Annotated in this window: 9 protein-coding genes; 8 read left to right on the top strand and 1 reads right to left on the bottom strand. The window is 71.2% G+C overall.

Annotation, left to right across the window (positions count from 1 at the left end; translation table 11 throughout):
- Positions 1-26: 26 nt before the first annotated feature.
- The 7 genes from NKJ47_RS03765 to NKJ47_RS03735 all read left to right on the top strand — a co-directional run bounded on the left by NKJ47_RS03765 (position 27) and on the right by NKJ47_RS03735 (position 12,762).
- Positions 27-3,608, top strand: a complete 3,582-nt coding sequence (locus NKJ47_RS03765) for a lamin tail domain-containing protein (protein WP_254460203.1) — start codon at positions 27-29, stop codon at positions 3,606-3,608.
- A gap of 622 nt (positions 3,609-4,230) precedes the next feature.
- On the top strand, positions 4,231-5,319 hold the full coding sequence (gene pdhA / locus NKJ47_RS03760; RefSeq protein WP_254460202.1) for a pyruvate dehydrogenase (acetyl-transferring) E1 component subunit alpha: 1,089 nt from the start codon (positions 4,231-4,233) through the stop codon (positions 5,317-5,319).
- The gene (locus NKJ47_RS03755; RefSeq protein WP_254460201.1) at positions 5,312-6,391 is read left to right on the top strand and encodes an alpha-ketoacid dehydrogenase subunit beta; all 1,080 of its coding nucleotides are present in this window, start codon (positions 5,312-5,314) and stop codon (positions 6,389-6,391) included. Before pdhA ends, NKJ47_RS03755 begins: the two co-directional genes overlap by 8 nt.
- A 1-nt stretch (position 6,392) precedes the next feature.
- Positions 6,393-6,743 (top strand): SH3 domain-containing protein, encoded by a 351-nt coding sequence (locus NKJ47_RS03750; RefSeq protein ID WP_254460200.1) that lies wholly within the window; start codon positions 6,393-6,395, stop codon positions 6,741-6,743.
- Positions 6,740-8,158: a dihydrolipoamide acetyltransferase family protein gene (locus NKJ47_RS03745; protein WP_254460199.1), complete on the top strand. Its 1,419-nt coding sequence runs from the start codon at positions 6,740-6,742 to the stop codon at positions 8,156-8,158. The genes NKJ47_RS03750 and NKJ47_RS03745 overlap by 4 nt, the downstream gene beginning before the upstream one ends.
- Positions 8,159-9,602: 1,444 nt before the next feature.
- Positions 9,603-11,174, top strand: a complete 1,572-nt coding sequence (locus tag NKJ47_RS03740) for a M4 family metallopeptidase (protein WP_254460198.1) — start codon at positions 9,603-9,605, stop codon at positions 11,172-11,174.
- Between the two features lie 307 nt (positions 11,175-11,481).
- Positions 11,482-12,762 (top strand): DEAD/DEAH box helicase, encoded by a 1,281-nt coding sequence (locus tag NKJ47_RS03735; RefSeq protein ID WP_254460197.1) that lies wholly within the window; start codon positions 11,482-11,484, stop codon positions 12,760-12,762.
- 397 nt (positions 12,763-13,159) lie between these two features.
- Here NKJ47_RS03735 and NKJ47_RS03730 read toward each other — a convergent pair whose 3' ends face one another.
- Positions 13,160-13,489 (bottom strand): DUF6172 family protein, encoded by a 330-nt coding sequence (locus NKJ47_RS03730; protein ID WP_254460196.1) that lies wholly within the window; start codon positions 13,487-13,489, stop codon positions 13,160-13,162.
- A 162-nt stretch (positions 13,490-13,651) separates the two neighbouring features.
- Here NKJ47_RS03730 and NKJ47_RS03725 point away from each other — a divergent pair, with 162 nt between their 5' ends.
- Positions 13,652-14,413, top strand: coding sequence for an SDR family NAD(P)-dependent oxidoreductase (locus NKJ47_RS03725; protein ID WP_254460195.1), 762 nt, complete (start codon positions 13,652-13,654; stop codon positions 14,411-14,413).
- Positions 14,414-14,620: the final 207 nt, after the last annotated feature.

The raw sequence follows: 14,620 nt of genomic DNA, 5'->3' as shown, positions 1-14,620 counted from the left end.
CTTCAAGGATTGGGGAGATCTTGTTCATGCGAACCATGCTGCTTCGAGCTGCAGTGTTGTCGTGCGCGCTGGGCGGTGCCGGGTACGCCCAGGCCCAGGTGGTCATCAGCCAGGTCTATGGCGGTGGCGGCAACAGCGGCGCCACCTACAAGAGCGATTTCGTCGAATTGCACAACAACGGCAGCGAGGCGGTGAGCCTGGCCGGCTGGTCGGTGCAGTACGCCTCGGCCGCCGGCAGCAGCTGGCAGGTCACCCCGCTGAGCGGCAGCATCGCGCCGGGCGGCTACTACCTGGTCAAGCAGGCCGACGGCAACGGCGGCAGCACGGCGCTGCCCACGCCCGACGCCACCGGCACCATCGCCATGAGCGGCAGCGCCGGCAAGATCGCGCTGAGCAAGGCCAGCGCCGCGCTGAGCGGCGCCTGCCCGGCCGGCAACGCCGACTTCGTCGGCTACGGCAGCAGCGCCAGCTGCGCCGAAGGCAGCGCCCCGACCGCCGCGCCCAGCAACACCCTGGCGGTGCTGCGCGGCAACGGCGGCTGCACCGACAGCGACAACAACAACGCCGACTTCGCCACCGGCGCGCCGACCCCGCGCAACAGCGCCGCGCCGGTCAGCCTGTGCGGCGGCGGCAACCTGCCGGTGGCCAGCGTGGCCAACGTCAGCCGCGCCGAGGGCGACAGCGGCAGCAGCGCGTTCGTGTTCACGGTGACGCTGAGCCAGCCGGCCGGCAGCGCCGGCGTCAGCTTCACCGTCGCCACCCGCGACGGCACCGCCAGCGCCGGCAGCGACTACCAGGCGCTGGCCGCGACCCAGGTGACCATCCCGGCCGGCGAAAGCAGCGCCGAGGTGCGCGTGCTGGTCAACGGCGACACCAGCAACGAACCCGACGAGACCTTCTACCTGGACATCAGCGGGGTCAGCGGCGCGTTGCCGTCCACGCTGACCGCCAGCGGCGTGATCCTCAACGACGACTTCAACCTGGTGCCGATCCACAGCATCCAGGGCAGCGGCGCGCGCTCGCCGCTGGTCGGCCAGGTGGTCGCCACCAGCGGCATCGTCACCGCGCGGCGCAGCGCCGGCTTCTTCCTGCAGACGCCCGACGCCCAGGCCGATGCCGACCCGCTCACCTCCGAGGGCATCTACGTCTACACCGGCAGCGCGCCGCCGGCCGAGGCCGCGGTGGGCAATGCGGTGCGGGTGCAGGCCACGGTGGTCGAATACGTGCCCAGCACCGACCCCAGCCAGCCGCCGCTGACCGAACTGACCTCGCCGACGGTACTGCTGCAGTCCACCGGCAATGCGCTGCCGGCGGCGGTCGAGCTGACCACCCGCTTCCCCGACCCGAACGGCGCCTACGACCAGCTCGAGCGCCTGGAAGGCATGCGCGTCACCGTGCCCAGCCTGACCGTCAACACACCGACCCTGGGCAACGTCAACGAGACCAATGCCAGCGCGACCAGCAACGGCGTGTTCCATGCGGTGGTCACCGGCCTGCCGCGCGCCTGGCGCACCGCCGGCGTGCAGCAGCCCGACGCGCTGCCGGCCGGCTCGCCGAGCGATGTGCCGCGCTGGAACACCAGCCCGCAGGTGATCGCGGTCGGCAGCGCCGGCCTCGGCGGCGAGCGCATCGACGTGGCCGCCGGCTGCACCGTGCTCGGCGTCAGCGGCCCGCTGGACTACAGCTTCCGCCGCTACACGATCTACCCGGAAACCGCGCCCACCGTGCAGTGCGACGGCGCCGACCAGCCCAAGCCGGCCCCGGCGCCGCAGGCCGACGACGTCAACATCGCCACCTACAACATGGAGCGCTTCTTCGACGACCAGAACGATCCGGCGATCGGCGAACCGGTGCTGACCGCGGCCGCCTACCAGGCGCGCCTCAACAAGGCCTCGCTGGCGATCCGCAACTACCTCAATACCCCCGACATCCTCGGCACGGTGGAGATCGAGAACCTGAGCGTGCTGCAGACCCTGGCCGACCGCGTCAACCGCGACGCGGTGGCCGCCGGCCAGCCCGATCCGCAGTACGTGGCCTACCTGCAGGAAGGCAACGACGTCGGCGGCATCGATGTCGGCTTCCTGGTCAAGACCGCGCAGGTCGGCGCCGGCATCGCCCGCGTCGAGGTGGTCTCGGTGAGCCAGGAAGGCAAGGCCGCCACCTGGACCGAGCCCAGCGGCACCGTCAGCCTGCTCAACGACCGCCCGCCGCTGTTGCTGAAGGCGGTGGTGCATTTCGCCGACGGCCGCGCGCTGCCGCTGACCGTGGTCGAGGTGCACCAGCGTTCGCTCAACGGCGCCGAGACCGACGACGCCAGCGGCCAGCGCATCCGCGCCAAGCGCCAGGCGCAGGCCGAGTTCCTGGCCAACCTGCTGCAAGCCCGTCAGGTCGCCGATCCCACCGAGCAGCTGCTGGTGATGGGCGACTTCAACGCCTTCGAGTTCAACGACGGCTACGTCGATGCGATGGGCACCATCACCGGCCTGCCGGCGCCCGACGCGCAGACCGTGGTCGCCGGCGACGGCGCCACCCTGGTCGATCCGGCGCTATACAACCTGACCCTGCTGTCGACGCCGGACCAGAGCTACTCCTACGCCTACGACGGCAACATACAGTCGCTGGATCACATCCTGGCCAACCGCGCGCTGATGCGCTCGGCGCAGATCGCCGGGCTCAGCGAAGCGCATGCGCGGCTCAACGCCGACTTCCCGGCCGTGGCCCGCAACGACGCCAACTCGCCGGCGCGGCTGTCCGATCACGACCCGGCGGTGGTGCTGATCAAGCTCAAGCCGCTGGAGCGCGCCGACCTGAGCCTGCGCGTGAGCGCCGCCAACGCCGCGGTCTATGCCGGCGACACCATCCGCTACAGCGTGGAACTGGCCAATGCCGGTCCGGATGCGGCGCGCGCGGCCGCGGTCGCCTTCGCCCTGGACGCGGCGGTGGCCCCGAGCGTGACCGCCGCCCCCGGCTGGGAGTGCGCCGCGCCGGACGTCGCCGCACAGACCGTGGTCACCTGCAGCACGGCGCAGTTCGCCGCCGGCGCCACGCCGCGCTTCGAACTGGCGGTGCCGGCCGGCGCCGCCCTGGTCGGGCACAGCCTGACCCTGGCCGCGTCGGTGGCCTCGCAGACCGAGGAAACCAACCCCGGCGACAACGGCGGCAGCGCCACGGTGGCGGTGCAGGCGCGTCCGGCCGGCGACCTGGCAGTGTCGATCGACGGCCCGGCCACCCTGCCGTTCCTGGCCTTCTTCGCCGACTACCGCATCGACGTGCGCAACCACGGCAATGCGCCGGTGCAGGGCGCCAGCCTGGAGATCGACGGCAGCACCCTGTCGGCGCTGACCGCGCTGGTGCCGCCGCGTGGCTGGCAGTGCGTGCGGCAGAGCCACGGCCTGCGCAGCGCGCGCTTCCAGTGCCGCAGCGGCACCGACCTGGCGCCGGGCGCCAGCGCCGCATTCGGCCTGCGCCTGGCGACGCGGCCGCTGCCGGCCGACCGCCAGATCGTGATCGGCGCCAGCGCCGCATCCACCTCGGCCGATGCCGACCCCAGCGACAACAGCGCGCGCTTGAGCACGCGTGTGGAGGGGCTGCGCCTGTTCGGCCGCTGATCGCGGCGACCGGCGCAACCGGAAGGGCGTGGCCGCGAGGCCACGCCCTTTTTGCTTGGGGCATGCCAGCCCAGCACTGATCGCTGGTCCTTGCCGAGGCTCAGCCGCCCCGTCGCCCTCGCGTAAGAGCGGCTTCAGCCGCGACCGGCCCAGCCTGGAAAGCTCGCCGCAGCCACAGGGCACCGCTGCTACTCCGGGAGGTGTCCTGCGGGAGGGGCTTCAGCCGCGACGGGCGTTACCGGGAATGCCCTGTCGCGGCGGAAGCCGCTCCTACGGACAGCGTCCATGCGGCTTGATGGTGGCGTCGCAGGAAACGCCCTCGCGCCGCCCCTGCACGTGCGCGCCCTCCGTCCTTGTCCGAGGCTCCCGCCCTCCGACACGCGCACCGCACCGCCGGCATCGGCCGCCGTCACCGGTGGACACCCACGCGCACATGAACGGCCGGCATCGCGGTGCAACATCGCTGGCACCCAACGCCATCAATCCGCAACGCCGGGCGACCAGGCTTTTCTTGTGCGGTACGGCATCGGCACGTGCTGCGGTGCAGGACGGCTTTTGTACACGGCTTCCTTAACATGCCGACTCATATCATTTGAAACTTGTTGTCGAGAGTGCCGTCGCCATGAGCATCGCCGCCCAGTTTGAAATTGAGTTCCTGCAGTACCTCGACGCGGGCGGCCAGCCGGTCCGCGACGCGCTTCCGGCCGATTCGGCCAACCCACAGACGCTGCTGGCGCTGTTCAAGCAGATGCTGTACGTGCGCACCTTCGACAGCAAGGCGGTGGCGCTGCAGCGCACCGGCAAGCTGGGCACCTATGCGTCCTGCCTGGGCCACGAGGCCACCCACATCGGCATCGGCGCGTCGATGCGCCGCGGCGACGTGCTGGCGCCCAGCTACCGCGAGTACGGCGCCATGTTCATGCGCGGCGTGCGCCCGCGCGAGGTGCTGCTGTACTGGGGCGGCGACGAGCGCGGCAGCGATTTCCAGCGCGATTCCGACGCCGCCCGCGACTTCCCGATCTGCGTGCCGATCTCCACCCAGTGCCTGCACGCCGCCGGCGCCGCGCTGGCGTTCAAGCTGCGCGGCGAACCCCAGGTGGCGGTGGCCACCTGCGGCGACGGCGGCTCGTCCAAGACCGACTTCTACGCCGCGCTCAACTCCGCCGGCGCCTACCAGTTGCCGCTGATCCTGTGCGTGATCAACAACGGCTGGGCGATCTCGGTGCCGCGCAACGCCCAGACCGGCGCGCAGACCCTGGCGCAGAAAGGCCTGGCCGGCGGCCTGCACTGCCTGCAGGTGGACGGCAACGACCTGATCGCGGTGCTGGAGGCGATGCGCCAGGCGCGCGAGCGCGCGCTGGCCGGCCACGGCGGCACGGTGATCGAGTTCATGACCTACCGTCTGTCCGACCACACCACCGCCGACGACGCGCGCCGCTACCGCGACGACGCCGAGGTCAAGCAGGCCTGGGAGCGCGAGCCGCTGCTGCGCCTGCGCGCCTGGCTGAGCGCGCAGGGGCTGTGGAGCGAGGACGAGGAAGCGGCGTGGAAGCAGGAATGCGCACGCCTGGCCGACATCGAACTCAACGCCTACCTGGAGACCCCGGTGCAGCCGGTGGAAGCCATGTTCGATTACCTGTACGCCGACCCGCCGCCGGACCTGCTCGCGCAGCGTGCCGAGGCCATCGCCCTGGAGCAGCGCCATGGATGAGCTCAGCCCTCGCCTCGCCGACCACGCGGCCGCCTCTGCGGCCGGCACCGCCCACAGCGCGGCGACGTCGCGCGGAGACAGCCCGATGACCAGCACGCCCATTACCCTGATCGAAGCGGTGACCCAGGCGCTGGCCTGGGAACTGCAGCACGACCCCTCGGTGCTGGTGCTGGGCGAAGACGTGGGCGTCAACGGCGGCGTGTTCCGCGCCACCGCCGGCCTGCAGCAGCGCTTCGGCGCGCAGCGCGTGCTCGACACCCCGCTGGACGAGACCACCATCGCCGGGCTCAGCGTCGGCCTCGCCGCGCAGGGCATGAAGCCGGTGGCCGAGGCGCAGTTCGACGGCTTCGTCTACCCGATGGTCGACCACCTGATCTGCCACGCCGCGCGCCTGCGCACCCGCACCCGCGGCCGCCTGCACTGCCCGATGGTGCTGCGGGTGCCGTGGGGCGGCGGCATCCGCGCGCCGGAGCACCACAGCGAAGCCAACGAGGCGATCTTCACCAACGTGCCGGGCCTGCGCGTGGTGCTGCCGTCCTCGCCGCAGCGCGCCTACGGCCTGTTGCTGGCGGCGATCCGCGAGCCGGATCCGGTGATCTACATGGAGCCCAAGCGCATCTACCGGCAGTACAAGGAAGTAGTGGCCGACGACGGCGAGGCGCTGCCGCTGGACGTGTGCTTCGTGCTGCGCGACGGCACCGACGTGACCCTGGTCGCCTGGGGCGCGCAGGTCAAGGAAGCGCTGGAGGCCGCCGACCGGCTCGCCGCCGACGGCATCAGCGCCGAGGTCATCGACGTGGCCACGCTGCGCCCGCTGGACTTCGCCACCATCGCCGAATCGGTGGCGCGCACCGGCCGCTGCGTGATCGTGCAGGAGGCCCCGCGCAGCGCCGGCTTCGGCGCCGAGATCGCCGCGCGCCTGGCCGAGCAATCGATGTACGACCTGGTCGCACCGGTGCAGCGCGTGACCGGCTACGACACCCACATCCCGCTGTTCCGGCTGGAGATGAAATACCTGCCGAGCACCGACAAGATCGTCGCGGCGGCCAAGCGGGCGATGGCCGCGGGTTGACATGCACGCACGTCTGATCAGCGATTACCGCGCCGCCTATCCGCATCCGATCCGCATCGCCACCGGCGAGCGGGTCGTGCTGGGCGTGCGCGACGAAGAGTGGCCGGCATTCGTCTGGATCACCGGCGCCGCCGGCAGCGCCGGCTGGGCGCCGCTGACGTGGCTGCAGCCGACCGGCGACGGCCATGCTGTGGCGCTGCGCGACTACGATGCGCGCGAACTCGATGCCGCGCAGGGCGACACTGTCGTCCTGCATCACGAATACGGCGACTGGTGGTGGGCCGAGCGCGCCGACGGCACGCAGGGCTGGCTGCCGGCACGCGACCTGGAACTGCTGGAAGAGACCACATGAGCGAAACCAAGAGCTTCAACCTGCCCGACCTGGGCGAAGGACTGCCCGACGCCACCATCGTCGAGTGGTTCGTCAAGGAAGGCGACACCATCCGGCTGGACGAGCCGCTGGTGGCGATGGAGACCGCCAAGGCGGTGGTCGAAGTGCCCTCGCCGGTGTCCGGCAAGGTGCTGAAGCTGGCCGGCGCACCGGGCGACATCGTCGTCACCGGCAGCATGCTGGCGCAGTTCGCGCCCGACCCCAACCTGCCGCAGCGCGCCGAAGGCCAGGACACCGGCCATCACCACGGCGGCGCGGCGCCGGCCGCGTCCGGCAAGAGCGCCGGCAGCGGCACCACGGCGGCCGAGGACGGCGGCGCACGGCACGACGCCGACAACGCGCAGGCCGCGGGCGAACGCGACGATGCCGGCACCGTGGTCGGCGCGATGCAGAGCTCCAACACCGTGCACAGCGAGCGAGCCGTGTCGGTCGGCGGCGTGCGCGCGATGCCGGCGGTGCGCGCCCTGGCCAGGAAGCTGGGCGTGGACCTCAGCCGCGTGCGCGCCAGCGGCGCCGATGGCGCGGTGACCCTGGCCGACGTCAAGCAGGCCGCGGCCGATGGCTCGGCGAAGGCGGGCACGACTGCAGGAGCGGCTGCAGCCGCGCCCCCACGCAGTCCCGCCGTCGCGGCTGAAGCCGCGCCTACGAGCCCCCCCACGCCACCTGCCACGTCCGCGCGCACCCCGCTCTCCGCCGCCGGCAAGCCGATGCGCACGCAGCCGCCGGGCGTGGTCGTGCAGGGCCAGCCCGAGCCGCTGAAGGGCGTGCGCCGCAACATGGCGCGGGTGATGGCCGAGGCGCAGCGCCAGGTGGTGCTGACCACGCTCAACGACGATGCCGACCTGCACGCGTGGACGCCGGGCAACGACACCACCGGGCGCCTGGTGCGCGCGATCGTCGCCGCCTGCCAGGCGGTGCCGGCGCTCAATGCCTGGTTCGACGGCGAGGCGCTGACCCGCACCCTGCACGCGCACGTGGACATCGGCATCGCCGTGGACACCGACGACGGCCTGTTCGTGCCCGCGCTGCGCAATGCCGACATGCTCGATGCGCGCGGCGTGCGCGAAGGCATCAACCGCCTGCGCCAGCAGGTGGAGGCGCGCAGCATTCCGGCCTCGGAACTGAGCGGCTACACCATTTCGCTGTCCAACTTCGGCATGTTCGCCGGCCGCTACGCCACCCCGATCGTGGTGCCGCCCTGCGTGGCCATTGTCGCCGCCGGCCGCGCCCGCCACCAGCTGGTGCCGGTGATGGGCGGCGTGGAAACGCACAAGGTCCTGCCGCTGTCGCTGAGCTTCGACCACCGCGCCTGCACCGGCGGCGAAGCGGCACGCTTCCTGCGCGCAATGATCGACGACCTGGCACTGCCGGCCTGAGTGCCGGCCGCCTTGCGTAGCCGCCGACCTGCCTGACACCAGGCGGTGCGTCTGTGTGCATCTGCTGCGCCCGACGCAGCCGATGCACCGCCATTGTGGGAGGGACTTCAGTCCCGACGCGACGAACAAAAAAGGCGTCGGGGCTCACGCCCTTCCGCAGCGGATGCCTCGGAGGCGACGTAAAGGCGCGTGTGTTTTCTGCGGTCTTCTCCACATCGCGGGATGCTCCCCAAGCAAGTCCGGCACAGCGCGTCGGGGCTGAAGCCCCTCCCACAGTGCAATGGCCAAACGCTACGAGGCATTCTTGGATTGGCGCTGCCGATCGCATCAGCGTGCAGTCGTTGCACATCACCCGACCTGCCTGATACCAGGCGGTACATCTGCTGCACCCGACGCAGCAGATGCACCGCCACTGTGGGAGGGACTTCAGTCCCGACGCGACGAACAAAACGGCGTCGGGACTCACGCCCTTCTGCGGCGGATGCCTCGGAGATGACGTAGAGGCGCGTGTGTTTTCTGCGGTCTTCTCCACATCACGGGATGATCCCCAAGCAAGTCCGGCACAGCGCGTCGGGGCTGAAGCCCCTCCCACAGTGCAATGGCCAAACGCTACGAGGCATTCTTGGATTGGCGCTGCCGATCGCATCAGCGTGCAGTCGTTGCACATCACCCGACCTGCCTGATACCAGGCGGTACATCTGCTGCACCCGACGCAGCAGATGCACCGCCACTGTGGGAGGGACTTCAGTCCCGACGCGACGAACAAAAAGGCGTCGGGACTCACGCCCTTCCGCAGCGGATGCCTCGGAGATGACGTAGAGGCGCGTGTGTTTTCTGCGGTCTTCTCCACATCGCGGGATGATCCCCAAGCAAGTCCGGCACAGCGCGTCGGGGCTGAAGCCCCTCCCACAGTGCAGCGACCAGACGCTACAGGGCGTTCTTGGATCGGTGCTGCCGATCTGCCGATCGCATCGGTGTGCGGTCGTTGCAAATACCACCCGACCTGCGTGACACCTGACGGTGCATCTGCTGCGCCCGACGCAGCCGATGCACCGCCACTGTGGGAGGGACTTCAGTCCCGACGCGACGAACGGGGCTGAAGCCGCTTCTCCACCCTGCATTCCGCACGACGACCCGGCGCTGCACGCATCGCGCTGCAGACGTCGCGTGTCGGTCTTGCGCGTCACACCGCGATGACGCGCCAACCCGCCTCGACCGTACATCCCACATCGCGGTACTGGCGCACGTCGTCTCCGCACGACGCAAATTTCTGAACAAAACCTGTCTACCACGCGGCGCGGCGGCGCCGTTATGGTCGCTGCACAGGGGGAGGCAGTGCGCCCGATCGGCCGCACTGCCGCAGACGTCATGCCACGCACCGCGCCACGGCCGCTTCGCTGCCGCGCCGGCGCGTCCTTTCTTCCCACGTTCGAGGATTCCATCCATGCTCCTGCCGCTTCGTCATCGCCCGTTGGCGCTGCTCCCGTCCCTGCTGCTCGCGCTCGCCGCCACCTCCGCCAGCGCCGCGCAACGCGTGGACCTGCATGCCAAGAATCCGGACACGCTCGGCACCCAGTACCGCAGCGCCGCCGCCCGCGTCGGCGGCATTCCGGCCGCGGCCGCGGTGCGCCATGCCGAACTGATCGGGCTGGACGCAGAATCCGCGCTCACCCTGCTCGGCAGCAGCGAGGATCCCGACGGCACCGTGCACCGCCGCTACCAGCAGACCTTCCGCGGCATTCCGGTGTGGGGCGAACAGGTGATCGTCAGCGAACGCGCCGACGGCAGCGTGCGCAGCCTGTTCGGCCGTTCGGTGGCCGGGCTGGCCAGCGAACTGCCGGCCACCGCCGCCAATGCCGCCAGCGCGTCGCTGTCGGCCGATGCCGCACTGACGCTGGCACGCCGCGCCGCGCTCGGCGCCACGCTGGCCAACCGCCGCCTCGAACGCGCGCAGGCGCCGCAGATGATCTATCTGGACGACAGCGACCGCGCGCACCTGGCCTACGTGGTGTCGTTCTTCGCCGATGCGCCGCAGGGCGGTGCGCCGAGCCGGCCGTTCGTGATCGTGGACGCGCGCAGCGGCGCCATCCTGAAGCAGTGGGACGGCCTGACCACGCGCGACGCCACCGGCCCCGGCGGCAACGCCAAGACCGGCCAGTACGAGTACGGCAGCGACAGCATCCACGGCTTCCTGGACGTGGACAACAACTGCCGCATGCAGAACACCAACGTCAAGTCGGTGAACCTCAACGGCGGCAGCTCCGGCACCACCGCCTTCCAGTTCACCTGCTCGCGCAACACCTACAAGGCCATCAACGGCGCCTACTCGCCGATCAACGACGCGCACTACTTCGGCGGCGTCATCGAGAAGATGTACCGCAGCTACGTCGGCGTGGCGCCGCTGACCTTCCAGCTGGTGATGCGCGTGCATTACGGGACGCGCTACGAGAACGCGTTCTGGGACGGCTCGACGATGAGCTTCGGCGACGGCAACACCCGCTTCTATCCGCTGGTCAGCGCCGACGTCGCCGGCCACGAGGTCTCGCACGGCTTCACCGAGCAGCATTCCAACCTCACCTACTCCAACCAGTCCGGCGGCATCAACGAGGCGTTCTCGGACATGGCGGGCGAGGCCACCGAGTACTACCTCAAGGGCACGAACGACTTCAAGGTCGGCACCGAGATCTTCAAGTCCAACGGCGCGCTGCGCTACATGGCCAACCCGACGCAGGACGGCAGTTCGATCGACAACGCCGCCAACTACCGCAGCGGCATGGACGTGCATTACTCCTCGGGCGTCTACAACAAGGCGTTCTACACCCTGGCCACCACGTCCGGCTGGAATACGCGCAGCGCCTTCGAAGTGTTCGCCCGCGCCAACCAGCTGTACTGGACGCCCAGCACCACCTTCAACAGCGGTGCCTGCGGCGTGCAGACCGCCGCCAGCGACCTCAACCGCTCGGTGACCGCGGTGCGCAACGCCTTCGCCGCCGTCGGCGTGAGCTGCACGCAGTAACGTCCGGCGCAGCGCGCACGGCCATCGGCGATGGATGGCCGTGCGTTGCAGTTGGGGAATGGGGAATGGGGAACAGACGATCTCGCTGTTCCCTCGGATGAGCGGCTTCAGCCACGACAGGCATTCCCGATACCGCCCGTCGCGGCTGAAGCCGCTTCCGCAACGCAACCTGGACCCTGGCAGAGAACGCGTTGGGCAGCGTCCTTCGGCCGCGCCACCGTTGGCGGCGCCGCGCCGCGGCGGACGCCGCGTTTCCATCGGCGTCGGCGATACTGTGCGGTCTCTCCCGCGCCCTGCCCGCCCCCCGATGCCGTTCGCTTCCCTCGGGCTGTCGCCCGCGCTGTATCCCGCCTTCGCCGCCGCGCTCGCGCGTGCCGGCTGGCAGACGCCCACGCCGATCCAGCAGCAGGCGGTGCCGCTGATCGTCGCCGGCCACGACCTGCTGGCCATGGCGCAGACCGGTTCCGGCAAGACCGCGGCATTCGCGCTGCCGCTGCTGCAGGCCTGCGCGCAGGCCGCCAGACCAGCGCGTTCCGCCCGCGTGCTGGTGCTGGTGCCGACCCGCGAATTGGCGGTGCAGGTCGCCGACACCTTCGTCGCGCTGGGCCTGGAGCTGCCGCGGCGGCCGCGGGTGGTGGTGGCGGTCGGTGGCGTCTCGATCAATCCGCAGATGCTGGCGCTGCGCGGCGGCGCCGAGGTGGTGGTGGCCACGCCCGGTCGCCTGCTCGACCTGCTGGAGCAGCGCGCGCTGCAACTGGACGCGGTGGCGCACCTGGTGCTGGACGAGGCCGACCGCCTGCTCGACCTGGGCTTCGGCGCCGAACTGGAGCGGCTGCTGCGCCTGCTGCCGCCGATGCGGCAGACCCTGCTGTTCTCGGCCACCATGCCGGCGCCGATCGCGGCGCTGGCTGCGCGCCTGCTGCGCGCGCCGCGGCGGATCGGCGACGCCGCCGACGCCGCACCGATTCCGGCGACGCTGCGCCAGCGCGCGATCGAGGTCGACAGCGGACAGCGCCTGGCGCTGCTGCAACATCTGCTGGAACACGAGGCCTGGCCGCGGGCGCTGGTGTTCGTGGCCAGCCGGCGCAGCGCCGAGCAGGTCGCCACCGCCCTGGCCAAGGCCGGCATCGCCGCGCAGCCGCTGCATGGCGAACTGGCCCAGGGCCGGCGCCAGCGCACCCTGGACGCGTTCCGCCAACAGCAGCTGCGGGTGCTGGTGACCACCGACCTGGCCGCGCGCGGCATCGACATCGCCGCGCTGCCGGTGGTGGTGAACTACGACCTGCCGCGCTCCACCGCCGACTACACCCACCGCATCGGCCGCAGCGCGCGCGCCGGCGCCGACGGCCAGGCGCTGAGCTTTGTCGACGCGGCCAGCGCGGCGCATCTGCGCCTGATCGAGAAACGCCAGGGCGTGCGCGTGCCGCGGGAACGCATTCCCGGTTTCGAGCCGGTGCCGGCACCGGCCGCAGCGCCGGCCACGGAAACGGCCCCCTCCACCGGCGGCATCAAGGGCAAGCGACCGAGCAAGAAGGACAGGCTGCGCGCGGCGCGTGCGCAGGGCGGCGAGCCACCGACAGACGGCTGAACGGCACCGCGTCGGCCTTGCCGCGGATCAGCGCGGATCCGTCGCCACGCCAACGCGTGCCGCGCCGGGAAAAGTTTCCGGCCACACACATCCGGGCGCCTTGCGTCATCGCGCGAACGCGACCGTTTCCGGCAAGAGACGTCTCAAGGAAACCCCAAGTCACCTGCTTTCGCCACACGCAAGCCGAATCCAGGCTGTCCTGTAGGAGCGGCTTCAGCCGCGACGGGCGTTACCGGGAACGCCCCGTCGCGGTTGAAGCCGCTCCTACACATACGTCCCGTGATTGTTAGCATCCCGCGACCGCGCAACGCGGGCTGCGGCAACGCCACAGGGGCGATGGGCGGTGGGACCGCAGGCCGCGGCACGGCGCCGACGCGGCCTGCGCGCCGGATCGGGCTCAGTCCTCGAACGGATCGTGCTCGCGCTCGTCCTGGCCGCCCTTGGCCCGCGGCGGCCGCGTGCAGGCCCGGCTGCGGATCTCCACGTAGAACTGATCGCCGCCGGCGGCGACCAGCGCGTCGACCGCACGCAGCAGCTCGGCCGGCGGCAGCACCGCGGCGGTGGCCTCCTCGGTGCCGAACAGCGTGTCGAAGTCCCAGTAGTCGGCGCCGGCGGGCAGGGTCTTGCGGCGCTCGCGGCGGATGTATTTGCGGATGTCGTGCTTGGCGGCGTCGAGCAGGCGGTCGGGATGCTTGCCTTCGATGCGGAGCCGGTAGGTCTTCTTCACTGCGGGAAATCCTGGAAAGGGGATGCGGCGGCCATCGCACCGCGGCGGGCGCACCGGCACGCGGCGCGTGCGACGGGCCGCCATGGTGCCAGAAGCGGCCACGCGCTGCGGAATGCGCGGATAATCGACGCACGCCCCACGGCCACGCAGGAGGAACCACCGATGACCGATCCGTCCGCCTTCGCGGGATACCGCGTGCTCGTCGCCGGCGCCAGCCGCGGGATTGGCCTGGCCATCGCCGACGCCTTCGCCGGCCACGGCGCGGCGGTGGCGATCTGCGCGCGCAGCCCCGCGCCGCTGGCCGACGCCGCCACGCAACTGCAGCGCCACGGCCACCCGGTCGCGTCGCAGTGCTGCGACCTGGGCGACGCCGCCCAGATCGAAGCCTGGGTGGCGCAGGCCGCAGAGGCGCTGGGCGGCATCGATGTGATGATCAACAACGCCTCCGGCTACGGCCATGGCGACGACGATGCGAGCTGGCAGGCCGGCTTCGACATCGACCTGATGGCCGCGGTGCGCTGCAATCGCGCCGCGCTGCCGCGGCTGCGCGCCAGCGGCCGCGGCTGCATCCTCAACATCAGCTCGATCAACGGCCTGCGGCCGACACCGCGGGTACCGGCGTACTCGGCGGCGAAGGCGGCGCTGAACTACTACACGACCACGCTGGCGACGCAGCTGGCGCGCGAGCGGATCCGGGTCAACGCGATCGCGCCCGGCTCCATCGAGTTCCCCGGCGGCCTGTGGGAGCAGCGCCGCCAGCAGCAGCCGGAGCTGTACCGGCAGATCCGCGCCAGCATCCCGTTCGGTGCCTTCGGCGCGCTGGACGACATCGCCAACGCGGCGCTGTTCCTGGCTTCGCCGCAGGCGCGCTGGATCACCGGCCAGGTGCTGGCGGTCGACGGCGGCCAGTCGCTGGGCGCCTGAGGCTGGTCGTGCGCACGCGCACGGCTGGAGCGTGTTATTGCACGGTGAGGCGAGCACGAAGCGGCCTGTGCCGCGTTGAGACACGGCGTGCGCCGCGGCCCAAGCCGGTCGCCTCGGTGGGCGCGCAATGCCGTGTCAGCTGCAGCTTGCCTGCGCCTTGGCTGGCGGCAGCGCGCAGCTTCGGCTTTCCCGGCGCAGTGGCGGTGT

Origin of the sequence: Xanthomonas sacchari (assembly GCF_024266585.1) — a bacterium.
GTDB classification, from domain to species: Bacteria; Pseudomonadota; Gammaproteobacteria; order Xanthomonadales; family Xanthomonadaceae; genus Xanthomonas_A; species Xanthomonas_A sacchari_C.
The sequence above is the reverse complement of the archived record's forward strand: the minus strand, read 5'-3'. Positions and strand labels throughout refer to the sequence as shown.